This is a genomic window from Bradyrhizobium sp. 134, from assembly GCF_023074155.1.
GTDB lineage: Bacteria > Pseudomonadota > Alphaproteobacteria > Rhizobiales > Xanthobacteraceae > Bradyrhizobium.
In genome coordinates this window covers 237,689-252,974 of the sequence record NZ_JADPKX010000074.1, presented here as the reverse complement: position 1 = coordinate 252,974, position 15,286 = coordinate 237,689, and the positions used below count along the sequence as shown (strand labels likewise).

The following is a 15,286-nucleotide window of genomic DNA, read 5'->3' as shown; positions in this document are numbered from 1 at the left end:
AGGGGCTGTTCCGGTACGTCTGAGGCCCTGCGGCTCAGGCAAGGCCCGCATCCGGTTTGGCCGAGGGGAGACCCGTGCAGACGACGCTGCTCGGATTGGCGATTGCCTTTATCTTAGCGCTGCTGGCCGCTCTGATCGGGCCTTACTTCGTCGACTGGAACCAGTTCAGGCCCCAGTTCGAAGCGGAGGCCGGCAGGATCATCGGCGTGCCGGTGCGGGTGGCGGGCGAGCTCGACGCGCGGCTGCTGCCGGCGCCGACGCTGCGGCTGCGCGGGGTCACCTTCGGCGGCAACAACGATCTCGGCCGCCTGCGCGCCGACAAGCTCGACGTCGAGTTCAGCCTGAGCTCGCTGATGCGCGGCGAATGGCGTGCCACCGAGCTTTCGGTCAACGGCATGGCGGTCGATCTCGGCCTCGACGCGCGCGGGCGGGTCGATTTGCCGTCCACCGCGAGCGGCAGTTTCAATCTGGCATCGCTGGCGATCGAGCGGCTGAACCTCACCGGCCGCATCGCCCTGCATGATGCCGCCAGCCGTTCGACACTGGAGCTCAACGACATCGCCTTCTCCGGCGACGTGCGCTCGCTGGCCGGCTCGGTCCGGGGCGACGGCAGTTTCACGGCCAGCGGCGTGCGCTATCCGTTCCGCGTCTCCTCCGGCCCGAGCGCCGACGGCAACGCCACCCGCCTCCACCTCAACATCGATCCCGGCGAGCGCGCCATCCTGGCCGATCTCGAAGGTGTGCTTGCCTTCGACAACCGCCTGCCGAAATTCGACGGCGCGCTGACGCTCGCCGTGCCGGCGCCGAAGAAGCCGGCCGAAGCGGGGCCGATGCCCTGGAAGCTCACCACGAAACTCAAGGCCGATCCGGCCGGCGCCAAGTTCGAGCAGGTCGATGCCAGCTTCGGGGCCGAAGACTCCGCGCTGAAGCTCGGCGGCGTCGGCGATATCAGGTTCGGAGCGTCGCCGCTGCTGCGCGCGGTGCTGTCGGCGCGCCAGGTTGATGCCGACAAGCTGACGGTCAAGAACGATGCCGAGCCGCAGCGCATCCTGCCGGCGCTGCGTGCTGGCCTCGCCGCAATCCCGCAGGCGCCGATCCCGGCACAGATCGAGTTCAACTCCGACCAGATCATGCTCGGCGGCCGTCCGCTCCAGAACATCACGGCCGAGCTTGCGACCGACGGACGATCCTGGACCTTCCAGCGGCTGGATCTGCGCGCGCCGGGCCAGACGCAGCTCTCGCTCAACGGCGCGACGCCCGGCGCCGACAGTTTCAGCGGCCGTCTCAGCGTCGATTCCTCCGATCCCGATACGCTGGTGGCCTGGCTCCAGGGCCGCAGCGAGGTCAACCGCCGCAGCACGCGGCCGCTGCGCCTTGCCGGCGACGTGACCATCGCGGCCAACCATTTCGCCATCGACAGGCTGAAGGCCGAGATCGAGGGCGGCGCGGTCGAAGGCCGCATCGCTTTCGTTCAGACCGGCGCGAGCAAGGGCTCGCGGATCGACGCGGAGCTCAAGGCCGACCGCCTCGACCTCGATGCCGCCGCAAGTTTTGTGCGCGCGCTTTCGGGGCCGCAGGGCGAATGGCCGGAGGAAGCGAAGCTGTCGCTCGATATCGGCCGCGCGATCTCGGCAGGCCAAGAGCTGCGGCCGTTCACCGCAAAACTCGGCTACGGCCCGGCATCGCTCTCGCTGGAGCAATTGCGGTTCGGCCAGGCCAGCGGCGTGACCACGGAAGCGAGCGGCAGCTTCGACCGCGCCAAGGCAACGGGCAAGCTCGCGCTGAAATCCTCCGCCAATTCGCTGCGCGATCTCACCGCGCTGCTCGAGCCGTTTGCGCCGTCGGTGCGCGCGCGCTTCGACGCCATCCCGTCGCTGCCAGGTGCGACCCGCCTCAAGCTCGACCTCAGCCTCGACAAGAACACCGAGCACGCCGATCGCAACGACGCGCGCGCGGTAATCGAGCTCGACTCGCCGCAGCTCAAGGCCAGCGCGACGCTGGCCGCGCAGACGCCGGTAGCCGCCGTCAACGGCATCGAAATCGAGCGCTTGCGCAACAGCGACTTCACGCTGGATTCGAAAGTCTCGACACCACAGGGAAGTCCGCTGCTGGCGTTGCTCGGGCTCGATCGCGTGGTCGCCGCAGGCGAGGGCGCTTCGCAGTTCGAAGGCCGCTTGAGCGGCGCGTGGCGTCATCAGCTGCAATTGAATGCAAAGCTCAGCGGCGGCGGGCTGGACGCGGACGCACAAGGCACCGTCGAATTGTCGGAGCCGAAAGGCAGCGTGAATTTACGCGTGCGCAACGCCAATCTGGCCCCGCTGTTCGGGACCAGCCCGGCCGATAAATCCGTGCAGAGCGTCAATCTGTCCTCGCGCGTCAGCCTTTCCGGCAACCGCCTGACCTTCAACGATCTCGACAGCACCTTGGCGGGCTCGCATCTGCGCGGTCATCTGGCGGTGACGCTCGATCAGGAGAAGACCGTCGACGGCGAAGTCGGCCTCGATTCGCTCGACCTCGTGCCGGCGCTCGCGATGGCCATCGGCGCGGCCGGACACGATGCCAATGCGCCGTTGAGTGCCGGGCTTCTCGGCGGCTGGCGCGGCCGCGTCGCCTTCCAGGCCTTGCACGGCACGTTGCCCGGCGGCATCGAGCTGCGCCCCTTCGGCGGTACGATCCGGAGCGACGGTCAGTCGCTCGCGCTCGACGCAATGAAGGGCGGCCTCGGCGGCGGCGAGCTGTCGGCGAGCCTTGATGCGCGCACTGGCGCCAACGGTCTGACGTTGAACGCGCGCATCGAGCTCGGCAATGTCGACGCGGCGGCGCTGCGCTATCGCGACCTCGCGCTGCCGAAGGGACGTGCCTCGGCGCAGATGGCGCTGACCAGCCAGGGCCGCAGCGTCGCGGCCCTCACCGGCGCGCTCGCCGGCAACGGCACGGTGACGCTTGATTCCGCGGAAATCTCCGGCCTCAATCCGCGCGCCTTCGAGATCGCCATCCGCGCCAGCGACGGCGGCCAGGTCGCCGACGACAATCGGCTGCGCCAGCTGGTCGAGCCCGCGCTGTCGGCGGGGCCGATTGCAGTGGCCTCGGCGCAGATCCCGTTCACGATCCGCGACGGGCGGCTGCGCGTCGGCGCAACGTCGTTGGAGGCGAAGAACGCGCGCGCCATCGTCTCCGGCGGCTACGACATTCCCGCCGACCAGGCCGACATCCGCGCCAGCCTGACGCCGATCATGACCGGGCTCTCCGGCGCGCCGCCGGAGATCCAGCTGTTCGCGGCCGGTCCCCCCGACAGGCTCAATCGCACCGTCGATCTCGGGCCGCTGTCGTCCTGGCTTGCGGTGCGCACGATCGATCGCGAGACGCGCCGGCTGGACGCCATCGAGCGCGGCGAGCCGCCGCCGGCGACCGCCGCGCTGCCGACCCTGGTGTCGCCCGAACCGACGCCGGAGCCGTCGCTGCTGGATGTGCCGATGCCCGGCCGCGATCCGCGCCGTGCGGCGCCGCCGAAGCCCAAGGCCGATATCAGGGTTGCGCCGACCCCGAAGGCGCCGCAGGCCGCTCCCGCAGCGCCAAGCCCTCCACTTACAAGCCCTCAACTCACAAGCCCGCCGCTTGCGAGCCACCAGATCGCGCCGTTGCCCCCGCCGATCGACGTGAGGCCGGCTCCCGGCCCGCCGCCCGCAAAGCCCAAGCCAAAGCCGCCGCTGGTGCTGACGCCACAGAATCCGTAGGCGACAGTCCGTCATGCCCGGGGCTTGTCCCGGCCATGACGCCGCAGAGGCATCAGTGCCCCAAGCCTTTTCAGCTAGCGGGAGAGAGGGGCGCAGCTTCCTCGCGACGCACCGGTAAACCCATTCCCTCGCTTTTTAACGAATTTTGCTCGGCAAAACTGATCTGCCGACTTTACCGGATTCTCGCGTTTGTTCCCTAGTCTCTATTCCCAGAGGAACTCGGCGTCCTGCCGGCACAAGCAGGATGGCTAGCCAAGAACTGGGGTCATCGGGATGAACGGCGCGACAACACTTCTGCAGGATCTGGACGACGCGATCGCACGCGGCACCGACGAAAGCCGGACCAAGGCGTTGTGGCACGCGACCGACATTCTGATCACCGGCCGCTACAGCGACGACGAGATCAGCACGTTCGGCGAAGTCATCGGCCGGCTCGCCGACGAGATTGAGGTCGCCGCACGGGTGCAGCTCTCCGAGGTCATGGCAGCCTGCGATCACGCACCGCTCAATGTCATTGCGCAACTCGCGACGGCCGACGAAATCGAGGTCGCCGGTCCCGTGCTGCGCGACTCCAATCGTATCGACGAGAAGCTGCTGGTCGAGAGCGCCATGACCAAAAGCCAGTCGCATCTGCTCGCGATCGCCCAGCGCAAGTCGATCGGCGAGGCCGTCACCGACGTGCTGGTCAAGCGCGGCGACCAGGAGGTCGTGACGTCGGTTGCCCGGAACGAGGGCGCGCGCTTCTCCGGCTCGGGCCTTCTGCACATGGTCCGCCGCGCCGAGGGAGACTCGATTCTTGCCGAGCAGCTTGGCCTGCGCAAGGACGTGCCGCGTCACATCTTCCAGCAGCTGATCTCGAAGGCGTCAGAAGACGTCCGCCGCCGGCTCGAGCACGAGCGCCCGGAAATGATGGCGCAGATCCAGAGCTCGGTAAGCGACGTCACCGGCGATCTGCACTCCAAGTTCGGCCCGTCCTCGCGCAGCTATTTCGTCGCCAAGCGCGTGGTGACGACGCAGTACCGGCAGGGCAACCTCAACCAGGACTCGATCTCGAACTATGCGCGTCAGCACCGCTTCGACGAGGTGCAGATCGGCCTGTCGCTGCTGTCGTCGCTGCCGGTCGACGTGATCGAGCGTGCGATGATGGACCGCAATCGCGAGATGATCCTGGTGCTGTGCAAGGCGCTCGATTTCTCCTGGGACACCACCATGTCGCTGCTGTTCCTCGGCGCCAAGGATCACCTGATCACGGCGCGCGAGCTCCACGATAACGAACGCGATTTCGGCAAGCTCAAGATCGAGACCTCGCGCAGCGTCTTGAAGTTCTACCAGTCGCGCAAGACCGCGGGTGCCGACGCGGGCCGTCAGCCCGAGCTCCAGGTACACTGAGCGAGAGGGAGTATCTGCAATGTTGCCTCAATTCGGCACCGCCGTTCGCAAGAAGAACCTCAACAAGGCCGCAGCCGGCGAGATCGGCGGCGGAGCCGCGGACCAGGCCTCGGTCGATGCCGCCTGGCTCGTGCTGGAAGCCGCCAACGACCTCGGTGACCATGCCGCTATCGAAGCCTGCCGCCGCGTCATCGACGCCGAGCTGAACGGCACGGCCGCCGGCAGCGCGGATGTCGATCTCGTGCTGGGGTATTTCAGGTAGCAGTCGTGCCCGGCCGAGGATTGTCGGGCACCGTGAGCGGCTGTGAGTTCTACTTGCCGCGATATCGAAGGGTCTCGACGAGCAGCGAGAATGCCGGTGAAGGTTGGCGCCGACTGGGATAATAAAGGTGGTAACCCGAGAACGGCGGACACCAATCCGACAGCACCCTGATCAGCCGGCCCTGCGAGATATATGGCTGCACGTGCCCTTCGGTGAGGTAGGCAAGTCCGAAGCCTTTGAGCGCGCCCTCCAGCAGAAGCCCTGCGCTGTTGAACACGAGCTGTCCTTCCACGCGCACGTTGAGCTCCCGACCGTTCTTCTCGAACTCCCAGGCGTAGAGGCTGCCGCCGTGAGTCGGTAGGCGCAGATTCAGGCAATTGTGCCCAGTTAGATCCTGAGGCGTCCTGGGTCGCTTGCGTTCAGCGAAGTAGGACGGCGATCCAACGACGGCCATTCGAAGATCGGGGCTTATTCGCACAGCGATCATGTCCTTGGCGACGAGCTCGCCCGGACGAATTCCCGCGTCGACCTGCTGCGCCACGATGTTGGTGAGCCCGTAGTCGATGATCACTTCGGCGTGGATGTCTGGATACTGGGGAAGAATCTTCCCCAGCGCCGGCAGCAGGATCTCGGCGGCGGCGTACTCCGTCGCGGTCAGCCGTACGGTTCCCGCGGGCTTTTCCCGGAGTTCGCTCAAGGCGGCGAGATCAGCATCCATCTCCGTGAATTTGGGCCCGAGGCTCAGGAACAGCCGTTCTCCGGCTTGGGTTGGTGTGACACTCCGGGTCGTTCGGTTGAGAAGACGGACGCCCAGGCGTTCCTCCAACTTTCGGACGATCTGGCTCAGCGCCGATTGCGTCATACCAAGCTTGGCTGCGGCACGCGTGAAGTTGCGCTCCCTCGCCACGGCGAGGAAGGCCAGGATATCGCTGGCGTCATCCCGGTTCATTGATAAGCCTGTCTTATGACTGCATTCGAATTTTATCACCTAATCGGACCGAGGCGGAAGCCTTACTTTCTCATCAACATGAGGGGCCACTTGATCTCGTCATCGCCCAAGGGCTCGCCAGCCCGCGATCGGATTGGTCGCAGCCGGGCGCGATCGACGTCCGAACTCTGCCCAGCACTCGTCGCCTTGTAGCTGATGGCGCACCGGCAAATCTGGAAGGATCCACGCGATGAGAATGCTCGCAGCGGCCTTGTTTTCATTCTGCCTGTTTGCTGACGGCCCGGTCGCGGCCAAAGACGCATCCAGCGACGGAGCAAAGACCATATCAAAGCCGGAAGACATCCGTGCGGTCGCGCCAGCCCTCGAAGGCTACGCGCAAAAATTTGTCGATGGCGATCTGTGGAAGCGACCGGGTCTCTCGCCTCGGGACCGCAGCATCGTCACCGTCGCAGCTCTCATCGCCCGTGGTCAGACGGTGGAGCTGCCATACTATCTGGGTCTCTCGCTGGAGAATGGCGTGAAGCCGTCGGAAATATCGGAGATCATCACGCATCTGGCCTTCTACACCGGCTGGGCCAACGCGATTGATGCGATCCCGGCTGCGAAGCAAGTGTTCGAGAGCCGCAACATCGGCGCCGATCAGCTCCCGCCCGCGATGGGACCGCAGCTGCCGCTCGATGAAGCGGCGGAGAAGCAGCGGGCAACGCGCGTCGGAGAGCAGTTCGGGCAGATCACGCCGAGCCTTGTCCAGTATACGACCGACGTGCTGTTCCGCGATCTCTGGCTCGGGCCGGCGCTGGCTCCGCGCGACCGCAGCCTGGTGACCGTGAGCGCGCTGATTGCCACGGGTCAGGTTGCGCAGATCACCTATCATCTGAACCGCGCAATGGACAACGGGCTGACGCGGGAGGAAGCCGGCGAGGTGCTCGGCCATCTCGCCTTCTACGCCGGATGGCCCAATGCTTTCTCCGCGGCACCTGTCGTCAAGGACGTCATCGAGAAGCGACCGCGCTGAAACAACGAAAATGCCTCGGTCGACAATCCCGCTCGCGATCCTCCACGAGCGGAGACATGCCATGGTGACGCGCAGAGACATACTCGTTGGCGGAAGCGCCTCCGCCCTCGTCGGAATCCGCCTGACCCCGGCGCGGGCGTCCGAAGCACTGAAGGAGACTGCAATGGACATCGACATCAAAAGAAACGGATCTCGCCCTTCCCAGAAGGGCCCTGAAGACTGGTTCACCGGGACAGTGCGCATTGACCCGTTGTTCGCGGCTCCCGAGCCTGCACGCGTGAGCGGCGCCCAGGTCACTTTCGAACCTGGCGCACGCACCGCCTGGCACACGCACCCGCTTGGGCAGACGCTGATCGTGACAGCAGGGCTCGGCTGGGTGCAGCGGGAAGGCGGTCCTGTCCAGGAGATCAGGCCCGGCGACGTCATCTGGTTCCCTCCAGGGTTGAAGCACTGGCACGGCGCCTCGGGCACCACAGCCATGACGCACATTGCCATCCAGGAATCGCAGGACGGCCGAGCGGTCGACTGGATGGAGAAGGTCGGCGACGAGCAGTACCGAATGTGAAGACACTTCATCGGGCGCATCATCTGACCCGAGCAAGCGCGCCCAGTCGATCGGAAGAGGTTTCATGAGCGTACAACTCGCCCCAAAAAACGAGACGCTGTCGCCCGGTCCGGCATGGAGCGCGGTCTTTGCGTTGACCCTCTGCGTCGGGACATTGATTGCGTCCGAGTTCATGCCAGTCAGCCTGCTGACCCCCATCGGGACCGGTCTCCACATGACCGAGGGGCAGGCGGGCCAGGCCATCGCAGTCTCCGGACTGTTCGCCGTCTTAGCCAGCCTTGCGATCTCCTCGGTGACGCGGGGCATTGATCGGCGCAGTCTTCTGCTGGGCCTCACCTCGCTAATGATCGTTTCGGGGCTGATGGTGGCGCTGGCGCCGAACGCGCTGGTGTTCATGGTAGGGCGCGCGCTGATCGGGGTCGTCATCGGTGGGTTCTGGTCGATGTCGGCGGCCACCGTGATGCGCCTTGTGCCGGAGCAGCAGGTCGCGGCCGCCCTTAGCCTCCTCAATGGTGGCAACGCGCTGGCGACAACGATCGCCGCGCCGGTCGGGAGCTTTCTAGGTCAGTTCATCGGCTGGCGAGGCGCCTTCTTCTGCGTCGTCCCGCTCGCGATCATCACCCTGGTCTGGCAATACGCGACATTGCCCTCGATGCCTTCGGAGCGCGACGCCGCGGGGAACGTATTCGGGTTGCTCCGCCAGCGCTCTGTCGGCATTGGGATGCTCTCGGTCGCTCTCCTGTTCATGGGCCAGTTCGCGCTTTTCACCTATTTGCGGCCATTTCTGGAGACCGTGACGCGCGTAGACGTCTCCACGCTCTCGGCCATCCTGCTCGTGCTCGGAGTCGCGGGCCTGCTGGGGACCTACCTCATCAGCTTCCTTCTGAGGCGGAGCCTGCAAGCACTTCTGATCGGGATGCCGCTTGCGATGGCGGCCCTTGCCCTCGGCTTGATCGCCTTCGGAAGTTCAACCATCGTTGTCACCGTGCTGCTGGCCGGTTGGGGCCTCATCGGCACGGCCGCACCGGTCGCCTGGTGGACCTGGATGAGCAGGGCGCTGCCTGAGGATGCGGAGGCGGGCGGCGGGCTGATGGTCGCGGTGATCCAACTCGCCATCACGGCGGGCGCCTCCCTCGGAGGATTCTTGTACGACAGCAGTGGATACCGGAGCGCCTTCATTGCCGCCGCCATCCTGCTCTGCGGCTCCGGACTTCTAGCTTTTGGGGTCAGCACGGTGCGAGATCGGGAGAAGGAACGACGGGCCGCCTGAAAGCATCGCACGCATCCGTGATCTCCGAAACCTGCCGACGCGGGTAACGACGGAAGCTCCGCTTCGTACAGCCTTCAGCGAGCGTATTCTCGCAGAGCTGATGGATGTGCAACCGGGGAGACATGGTCGGATGAAAGAGTTCAACGTCGCTGAGGTCGGGGGCGGTTCCTATCGTCCTCTCGCCATTCTCCGCTGGGTCATGGTGATCATATTCGTATCGTTTGGCATGCAGAAATTCACGCCGCAGTCCGCCCAGGGGATCGCGCAGTTCATCAGCAACAGCCCGTTCATCTCCTGGCTGTCGGTGTTCGGCCTGAGGGGAGAGGCCTATGTGCTCGGCGTCGCTGAATTCGTGATTGCAGCGCTGCTCGCGGCAGGCAGCTTCAGCCCGGTTTCGTCCGCGCTCGGTTCATTGATGGGCATGGTGACCTTTGCGATCACCTGGTCATTCTTCTTCACGACGCCCGGCGTCGTTAAATGGAGCCTTTCATCCGATCCGATGGCGTGGAATCTGACCGGCGAATTTCTGTTCAAGGACATCGTCCTGCTGTGCGTGTGCGCGGTGTTGTTTCTGGCCTCGCTGCCACGATCGGTTGTCCGGCTGCGCACGGAGTGATCGTCAGGCCGTCTCTCAGCGACGAATCCGGTAGAGAACGCCGTTCTCGCCGTGACGGAACGTGCTTCGCTCGAGGAGATAGTTGGCCTTCTCCAGAACGCGGCGCGATGCGCCATTGCCGACATAGACCAGGCCGATGAGGGACGGCAGCTCGTGGTGTAACAGTCCGATATCCGTCAGCGCGGTCGCGGTCTCGCTTGCCAGTCCATGGCCCCAAAATTCGCGCTTGAACGCGTAGGCAATCTCGACCTCGTCGATATCGTCCACCAGGATGTGCCGGATGCCCGCTCGCCCGGCGAATGCCCCGTCTTTCGTTCGCAGCACCCACAGCCCGAAGCCATACTGGTCCCAATGGGAGATATTTGCGTCCAGATAGGTCTTCGTCCTCTCCGCCGGGCGGACGCCGCCGAGATAGCGCGAAACGTCCGCATCGAGATGCAATGCGACGAGATCGGCGAGATGATTTTCGTTCAGCCTCTCGGCGGTCAGGTTCTCGGTGCTGAAATGATCCATGGACCCGGATAGCCGCTTTCGGAGCAGGGCAGGATGACGCGCCTTCGCCGCCCCTCATGATTTCTAACACATCCTAACGGGCAATTTCGGCGGCATCCGGTCAATGTATCCATGGAAAAGCGGTGGAATTTCCAAACAAGCACGAAGGTCGACGGAGATTGCATGACGTCCAAAACGCAAATCGAATCACTGCAACGGCCCGCGAGCGTCTCGCGCCGCGGTTTCGTGGGAGGCCTGTCGGCGGGCGTTCTGGGGGCGGTTGCGACCGAAGCGGCGGCGGCGCAAACCCTGGCCGAAATCCCTGATCGCGGGCCCGGCGCCGATCTCGGTGCGCACAGCGAACGATCGCGCTTCGTCAAGATCGATCGCATTCCCGAGGCAACACCAGGCAAGCGCAACGTCGACCCCAGTGATGCCATCAACTCCAAGACGCCGCATCAGAAGCTGGTGGGCAACATCACGCCAACCGATCTGCATTACGAGCGCAGCCATTCCGGGGTGCCGGACATCGATCCCGCGCAGCACCGTCTGCTCATCCATGGCCTGGTTCAGAAGCCGCTGGTGTTCAGCGTCGACGATCTCAAGCGGATGCCGTCCGTCACGCGCGTGGTCTTCATCGAATGCACCGGAAACGGATGGGAAAACTGGAAGAAGGCAGACCCTGACCTGACGGTGCAGAACACGCACGGCCTCGTCAGCACCAATGAGTGGACTGGCGTTCCGCTGAAGTTCCTCATTGGTCTCGCGGGCAAGGAGAAGAACTCGAACTGGATGCTCGCGGAGGGAGGCGACGGCGCGGGCGTCGACCGCAGCATTCCGTTGACCGACGAAATCGTGAACGAGGCCTTTGTCGCCTACGGTCAGAACGGCGAACCACTGCGCCCCGCGCACGGGTTTCCAATGCGACTGGTGATGCCGGGTTTCGAGGGCAACCTCAACATCAAATGGCTGCGCCGTCTCAAGTTCGGCACTGAGCCCTGGATGACCCGCTGGGAGACGGCGCGATACACGCAACTGCTCGCCAACGGCAAGGCCCGCCAGTTCCAGCTGAGGATGGAAACCAACTCCGTCATCACACAGCCCTCGGGCACGATGCAGATCCAGCCCGGCTACAACATTATCTCCGGTCTGGCCTGGAGCGGCCATGGCAAGATCGCCAAGGTCGAGATATCGACCGACGGTGCGAAAAGTTGGAAACAGGCGCAGCTGAATCAGCCGGTGCTGTCCAAGGCACAAGTTCGATTCCAGATGGACTGGGTCTGGGACGGCAAGCCGACAAGGATCGCGAGCCGCGCGACCGACGAGCAAGGCAACGTTCAGCCGGACCGGCAGTCTTTCATCGCCACGATGGGGAGCAATGCGCTGTTCCACTACAACGCCCAGCAGACCTGGAGCATCGACGAGGCCGGGAGGGTCCGCAATGTCCTCGCATGACAATCGGCTCGTCGCAGCGGCTCTCGCGCTCGGCCTGCTCGCGGCGCCCGCATTTGCATTCGATTTAGGCCGTCCCGCGACTCCGGAGGAGATCAAGCTATGGGACATCGACGTCACACCCGATGGCAAGGGGCTGCCTGTCGGCAGCGGCACGGTTGCGCAGGGTAAGCAGGTCTTCGCCGACAATTGCGCGGCCTGTCATGGCGACAACGGCCAGGGCGGGATCAAGGATCGTCTGGCCGGTGGGCAGGGCACACTCGCCTCCAGCGCGCCGGTCAAGACCGTCGGCAGCTTCTGGCCCTATGCGACGACCTTGTACGACTACATCCACCGCGCGATGCCATATCCCACACCGGGTTCGCTCAGCACCGACGACACGTATGCCGTCACCGCCTACATCCTGAGTCTGAATGGCATCGTTCCCCCCGACGGCAAGGTTGATAAGGACAGCTTGCCGAAGATCAAGATGCCCAACCGCGACGGCTTCATTCCGGACCCGGAATTCGATCCGGCAAAACTATTCCGCAAGAAATGAGCGTGTGATCATGAGGGTTTCGGCGCTGCTCAAGATCCTCGTCCTGGTTGCTGCGACATGTTTATGGGAGACCCAAGCAATGGCCGTCGATGGACTGATCACGATCAGGAGCAGTTTCGGGCCTGAAGAGACGATGAAGCGGCTGGAAGCCGAGGTGATGGCCAAGGGCCTCACAATATTCGCTCAAGTCGATCATGCCGCGGGCGCCGCCGCTGCCGGCCTGCCGTTGCGCCCGACCAATCTCATCATCTTCGGGAACGCCAGGGGTGGCACGCCCTTGATGCAGCAGTCGCAGACCAGCGGCATCGATCTGCCGCTGAAGGCGCTGGTCTGGCAGGACGAGCAAGGTGCGACGTGGGTGTCCTACAACGATCCGGCGAATCTCGCCGGGCGTCACGGCATCGGCGAGCCGGCCAAGGCTGCAATCGTCGCCATGACGGCGGCCCTGCATGCGATTGCGACCAAGGTCACCGCCCCCTAAATTGACGGGACGGCCGTGCGACGCGTGCTCCCTGAGGAGAGATCCATGAACAGCACAGACGGGCAACCGGAATCACCCGCTCCCGGAGACGGCAAGATCGCGAGATGGGCGGTCATAGCGGTGCTGTGCGCTTTCCTCGTCGGTGCCGGCGCGCTCGGCTATCTCGGCTGGTTCAGCACGACGACCGAGGTGCCGGCATCGGGTTATGTCGCACTGGTGCTCGGTGTCGTGTTCTCGCTGGTCGTGGGCATCGGCTTGATGGCGCTGGTGTTCTACAGCAGCCGCAAGGGTTACGACGAACCGGCGGTGCTGATCCGGGAGCCGGAGAATGATTCGGACGAAGACGGCGTCAGCGCAGGCTCCGGTCCACCGACCGAGCCCACTGAGCGAGCCCACTGAGCCGGATGCTCGCATCGAGATGCAGTGTGACGAGGTCGGCGAGGTGATCTTCGCGAAGCCTCGGTGCGCTTAGCCTCGCAAGTCCGGGCTCAGCTTTCTGAATCTTTCAACCAGGAGGCAATCGTCTGATTCAGGTAATCAGGCACTTCATGCTGAATGAAGTGGCCAACGTCAGGCACGATCTTGACCGTGAGATTGTCGGGATTTTCAATCCATGACTTTTCCAGATCAATCGTGCTTAGCAAAGCGTGGCTCTCCTCGATTCCGTGCAGATGCAAGACCGGGCATTTGATCACGGCACCGGTGAGCTTCTTCATGGTTGGGTCGAAAAGATTGAGCCCAAGCTGGGAAAACGCGTAGTTGGCTTTGTAATAATTCATCATGGACGAGATGGAAGATTTCGCGAAAGCCTCGACGTATCGACTCCTCACCTGTGGATCAACAACCCAGTATGCCAAATCCTGCGCAGTCAAATTGTCGCCTTTGCCTCGAGCGAAGAAGCGTGTGGCGTAGGCGCTGGCCTTGGCCTGCGCGATAGGATGGTTCCAAGGGAGCAATTCCCTCGTGATGGCGCCAGGATGAGGAACGCTGAGGACGACAAGTCTTTCGATCAGGTCCGGATTTTGCCCGGCTAATAGCCACGACAAAGCGGCGCCCCAGTCGTGCCCGATCAGGATGGCCTTGCGACCGTTTCTCTCTGCATTGATCACGGCACGGATGTCATCAAGGAGAACCGGAAACTTATAGTTCTCGACGCCTTCCGGCCGATCGCTCAAATCGTATCCGCGCAGATCGAGAGCGACCACCTGATAATCTGCTGAAAATGCCTGGATCTGATTTCGCCAGGAATACCAAAAGTCGGGAAATCCGTGCACGAACACCATCAGCGGTTTTTGATTGGAGCCCATGGTGACGTAGTGGATTTTCGTTCCTGCATTTTCCGCATATCTGTGCAGAAGGTTCGGATCCTTATCGATATCAACCGCCGGCTCGCTCAAAGCGACAGGGATTTTGTTGTGCCAGACGGCATCGCTTGACGTTTCTCCGCAAACGACGCGAGTGGACATCGCAGCTCCTAAAAGCATCATCGCGCAGGATCTAGAGGCCATCTCAGTGGTCCCGTTCGCTGGAACAGTTGCCGAAATCGAAGTTGCTTGAGCTCATTTTGAGTATGTCCTGCGCAGCAATCTATGGGGGCGTAGGCCAGATGTTGCAACTTCTGGAAGTGAACTTGATAGCCGTGACACGGCGGGCGCATTTACTATGGTGATCGCCATAATATGGCGATCACCATAGCGGTGTCAAGCCATGCGTGTTATGCTGACGGGATGCCCCGTAAGACTGACGCCCGCGATCGCGCGATTGCCACTGCCGAGCGACTGTTTCGCATCCAAGGCTACACTGCGACGGGATTGAGCCAGATCATCGAAGAAAGCGGCTCGCCCAAAGGATCGTTCTATTTTCATTTTCCGCGCGGTAAGGCCCAGCTCGCAGAAGAAGCAATCGATCATTACGTTGCGACTAGAATGGCTGTGTTGGGGGCGATCTCGGCGAATACGACGGGCGATGCCCTGAGTTTTGTTCGCCAGATTTTCGGCGCGTTCGCGGCCGAGATGGTCGCCTCTGATTTCCAGTATGGATGTCTCATGCAGAATCTGGCGAATGAGCTTCCTGCACTCGACGCTGAACTGACCAAACGGGTCGCGCGCGGATTTGCTGATTCAACCGAGATCGTCGCGGAGCATTTCAGAGGGTGCGGTTTCACGTCCGCGCGCGCATCTTCGACCGCTTCCGCATTGGTCGCTGCCGTCGAAGGCGCACGTACGATCGCCCGTCTGCAACGCACAGCGGCTATATTCGACGCGCTGGCGGATGTGAGTGTCCAGGGGTGGGCGGCCCCCGAGGGGAGACCCGAGGTCAGCTCCCGGCGGCGCGGACGGTAGCTGCAACGGCCGACTTCCTTGCCGTTGCAATTGGCATGAAACGATGTTCACCGCGTCGTTCCAGGCGAGCGGCATCGAATGACATTGACGCGGAATAACGGGCAGTGCTTCCTACCATTGCAAGGACGCGCTTTCGTTGGGGGTGACGGTCGTCCAGCGAATGTTCCGACGCGGAGTGGCA

At 63.5% G+C, this 15,286-nt stretch carries 15 protein-coding genes; 12 read left to right on the top strand and 3 right to left on the bottom strand.

Annotated features, from left to right (window positions below; translation table 11 throughout):
* Positions 1–74 precede the first annotated feature (74 nt).
* The 3 genes from IVA75_RS31385 to IVA75_RS31375 all read left to right on the top strand — a co-directional run bounded on the left by IVA75_RS31385 (position 75) and on the right by IVA75_RS31375 (position 5,385).
* Complete coding sequence (locus IVA75_RS31385; protein ID WP_247288057.1) at positions 75–3,734, top strand: AsmA-like C-terminal region-containing protein; 3,660 nt, start codon at positions 75–77, stop codon at positions 3,732–3,734.
* A gap of 273 nt (positions 3,735–4,007) precedes the next feature.
* A complete protein-coding gene (locus IVA75_RS31380; RefSeq protein WP_247288058.1) occupies positions 4,008–5,123 on the top strand; it encodes a DUF2336 domain-containing protein in 1,116 nt (371 codons plus the stop codon).
* Positions 5,124–5,142: 19 nt separating this feature from the next.
* Positions 5,143–5,385 carry a hypothetical protein gene (locus IVA75_RS31375; protein ID WP_247288059.1) on the top strand — a complete coding sequence of 81 codons (243 nt, stop codon included), beginning with the start codon at positions 5,143–5,145 and terminating at the stop codon, positions 5,383–5,385.
* 49 nt (positions 5,386–5,434) lie between these two features.
* On the opposite strand, the gene IVA75_RS31370 is transcribed toward IVA75_RS31375, so the two are convergent.
* Complete coding sequence (locus tag IVA75_RS31370; protein ID WP_027570775.1) at positions 5,435–6,334, bottom strand: LysR substrate-binding domain-containing protein; 900 nt, start codon at positions 6,332–6,334, stop codon at positions 5,435–5,437.
* A 229-nt stretch (positions 6,335–6,563) separates the two neighbouring features.
* Here IVA75_RS31370 and IVA75_RS31365 point away from each other — a divergent pair, with 229 nt between their 5' ends.
* From IVA75_RS31365 to IVA75_RS31350, 4 genes are all read left to right on the top strand, one after another.
* Positions 6,564–7,349, top strand: a complete 786-nt coding sequence (locus tag IVA75_RS31365) for a carboxymuconolactone decarboxylase family protein (RefSeq protein ID WP_027570776.1) — start codon at positions 6,564–6,566, stop codon at positions 7,347–7,349.
* Positions 7,350–7,518: 169 nt separating this feature from the next.
* Positions 7,519–7,914, top strand: a complete 396-nt coding sequence (locus tag IVA75_RS31360) for a cupin domain-containing protein (RefSeq protein WP_027570777.1) — start codon at positions 7,519–7,521, stop codon at positions 7,912–7,914.
* Positions 7,915–7,978: 64 nt separating this feature from the next.
* Positions 7,979–9,184, top strand: a complete 1,206-nt coding sequence (locus IVA75_RS31355; RefSeq protein ID WP_247288060.1) for an MFS transporter — start codon at positions 7,979–7,981, stop codon at positions 9,182–9,184.
* Between the two features lie 130 nt (positions 9,185–9,314).
* Entirely contained in the window at positions 9,315–9,800 is a 486-nt protein-coding gene (locus IVA75_RS31350) for a DUF417 family protein (protein ID WP_247288061.1), read from the top strand.
* 15 nt (positions 9,801–9,815) lie between these two features.
* Here the strand turns inward: IVA75_RS31350 and IVA75_RS31345 are convergent, their stop codons facing one another.
* Positions 9,816–10,313 carry a GNAT family N-acetyltransferase gene (locus tag IVA75_RS31345; RefSeq protein ID WP_247288062.1) on the bottom strand — a complete coding sequence of 166 codons (498 nt, stop codon included), beginning with the start codon at positions 10,311–10,313 and terminating at the stop codon, positions 9,816–9,818.
* Between the two features lie 162 nt (positions 10,314–10,475).
* On the opposite strand from IVA75_RS31345, the gene soxC reads away from it, so the two are divergent.
* The 4 genes from soxC to IVA75_RS31325 are packed head-to-tail and all read left to right on the top strand — an operon-like array spanning position 10,476 to position 13,162.
* Entirely contained in the window at positions 10,476–11,747 is a 1,272-nt protein-coding gene (gene soxC / locus IVA75_RS31340; protein ID WP_247288064.1) for a sulfite dehydrogenase, read from the top strand.
* On the top strand, positions 11,734–12,282 hold the full coding sequence (locus IVA75_RS31335; protein ID WP_247288065.1) for a cytochrome c: 549 nt from the start codon (positions 11,734–11,736) through the stop codon (positions 12,280–12,282). Before soxC ends, IVA75_RS31335 begins: the two co-directional genes overlap by 14 nt.
* 10 nt (positions 12,283–12,292) lie before the next feature.
* Entirely contained in the window at positions 12,293–12,763 is a 471-nt protein-coding gene (locus IVA75_RS31330) for a DUF302 domain-containing protein (RefSeq protein WP_247288067.1), read from the top strand.
* Positions 12,764–12,808: 45 nt separating this feature from the next.
* Positions 12,809–13,162 carry a hypothetical protein gene (locus IVA75_RS31325; RefSeq protein WP_247288069.1) on the top strand — a complete coding sequence of 118 codons (354 nt, stop codon included), beginning with the start codon at positions 12,809–12,811 and terminating at the stop codon, positions 13,160–13,162.
* 89 nt (positions 13,163–13,251) lie between these two features.
* Here IVA75_RS31325 and IVA75_RS31320 read toward each other — a convergent pair whose 3' ends face one another.
* Positions 13,252–14,229, bottom strand: a complete 978-nt coding sequence (locus IVA75_RS31320) for an alpha/beta hydrolase (RefSeq protein WP_247288071.1) — start codon at positions 14,227–14,229, stop codon at positions 13,252–13,254.
* A gap of 261 nt (positions 14,230–14,490) precedes the next feature.
* On the opposite strand from IVA75_RS31320, the gene IVA75_RS31315 reads away from it, so the two are divergent.
* Positions 14,491–15,105, top strand: a complete 615-nt coding sequence (locus tag IVA75_RS31315; protein ID WP_247288300.1) for a TetR/AcrR family transcriptional regulator — start codon at positions 14,491–14,493, stop codon at positions 15,103–15,105.
* Positions 15,106–15,286 lie beyond the last annotated feature (181 nt).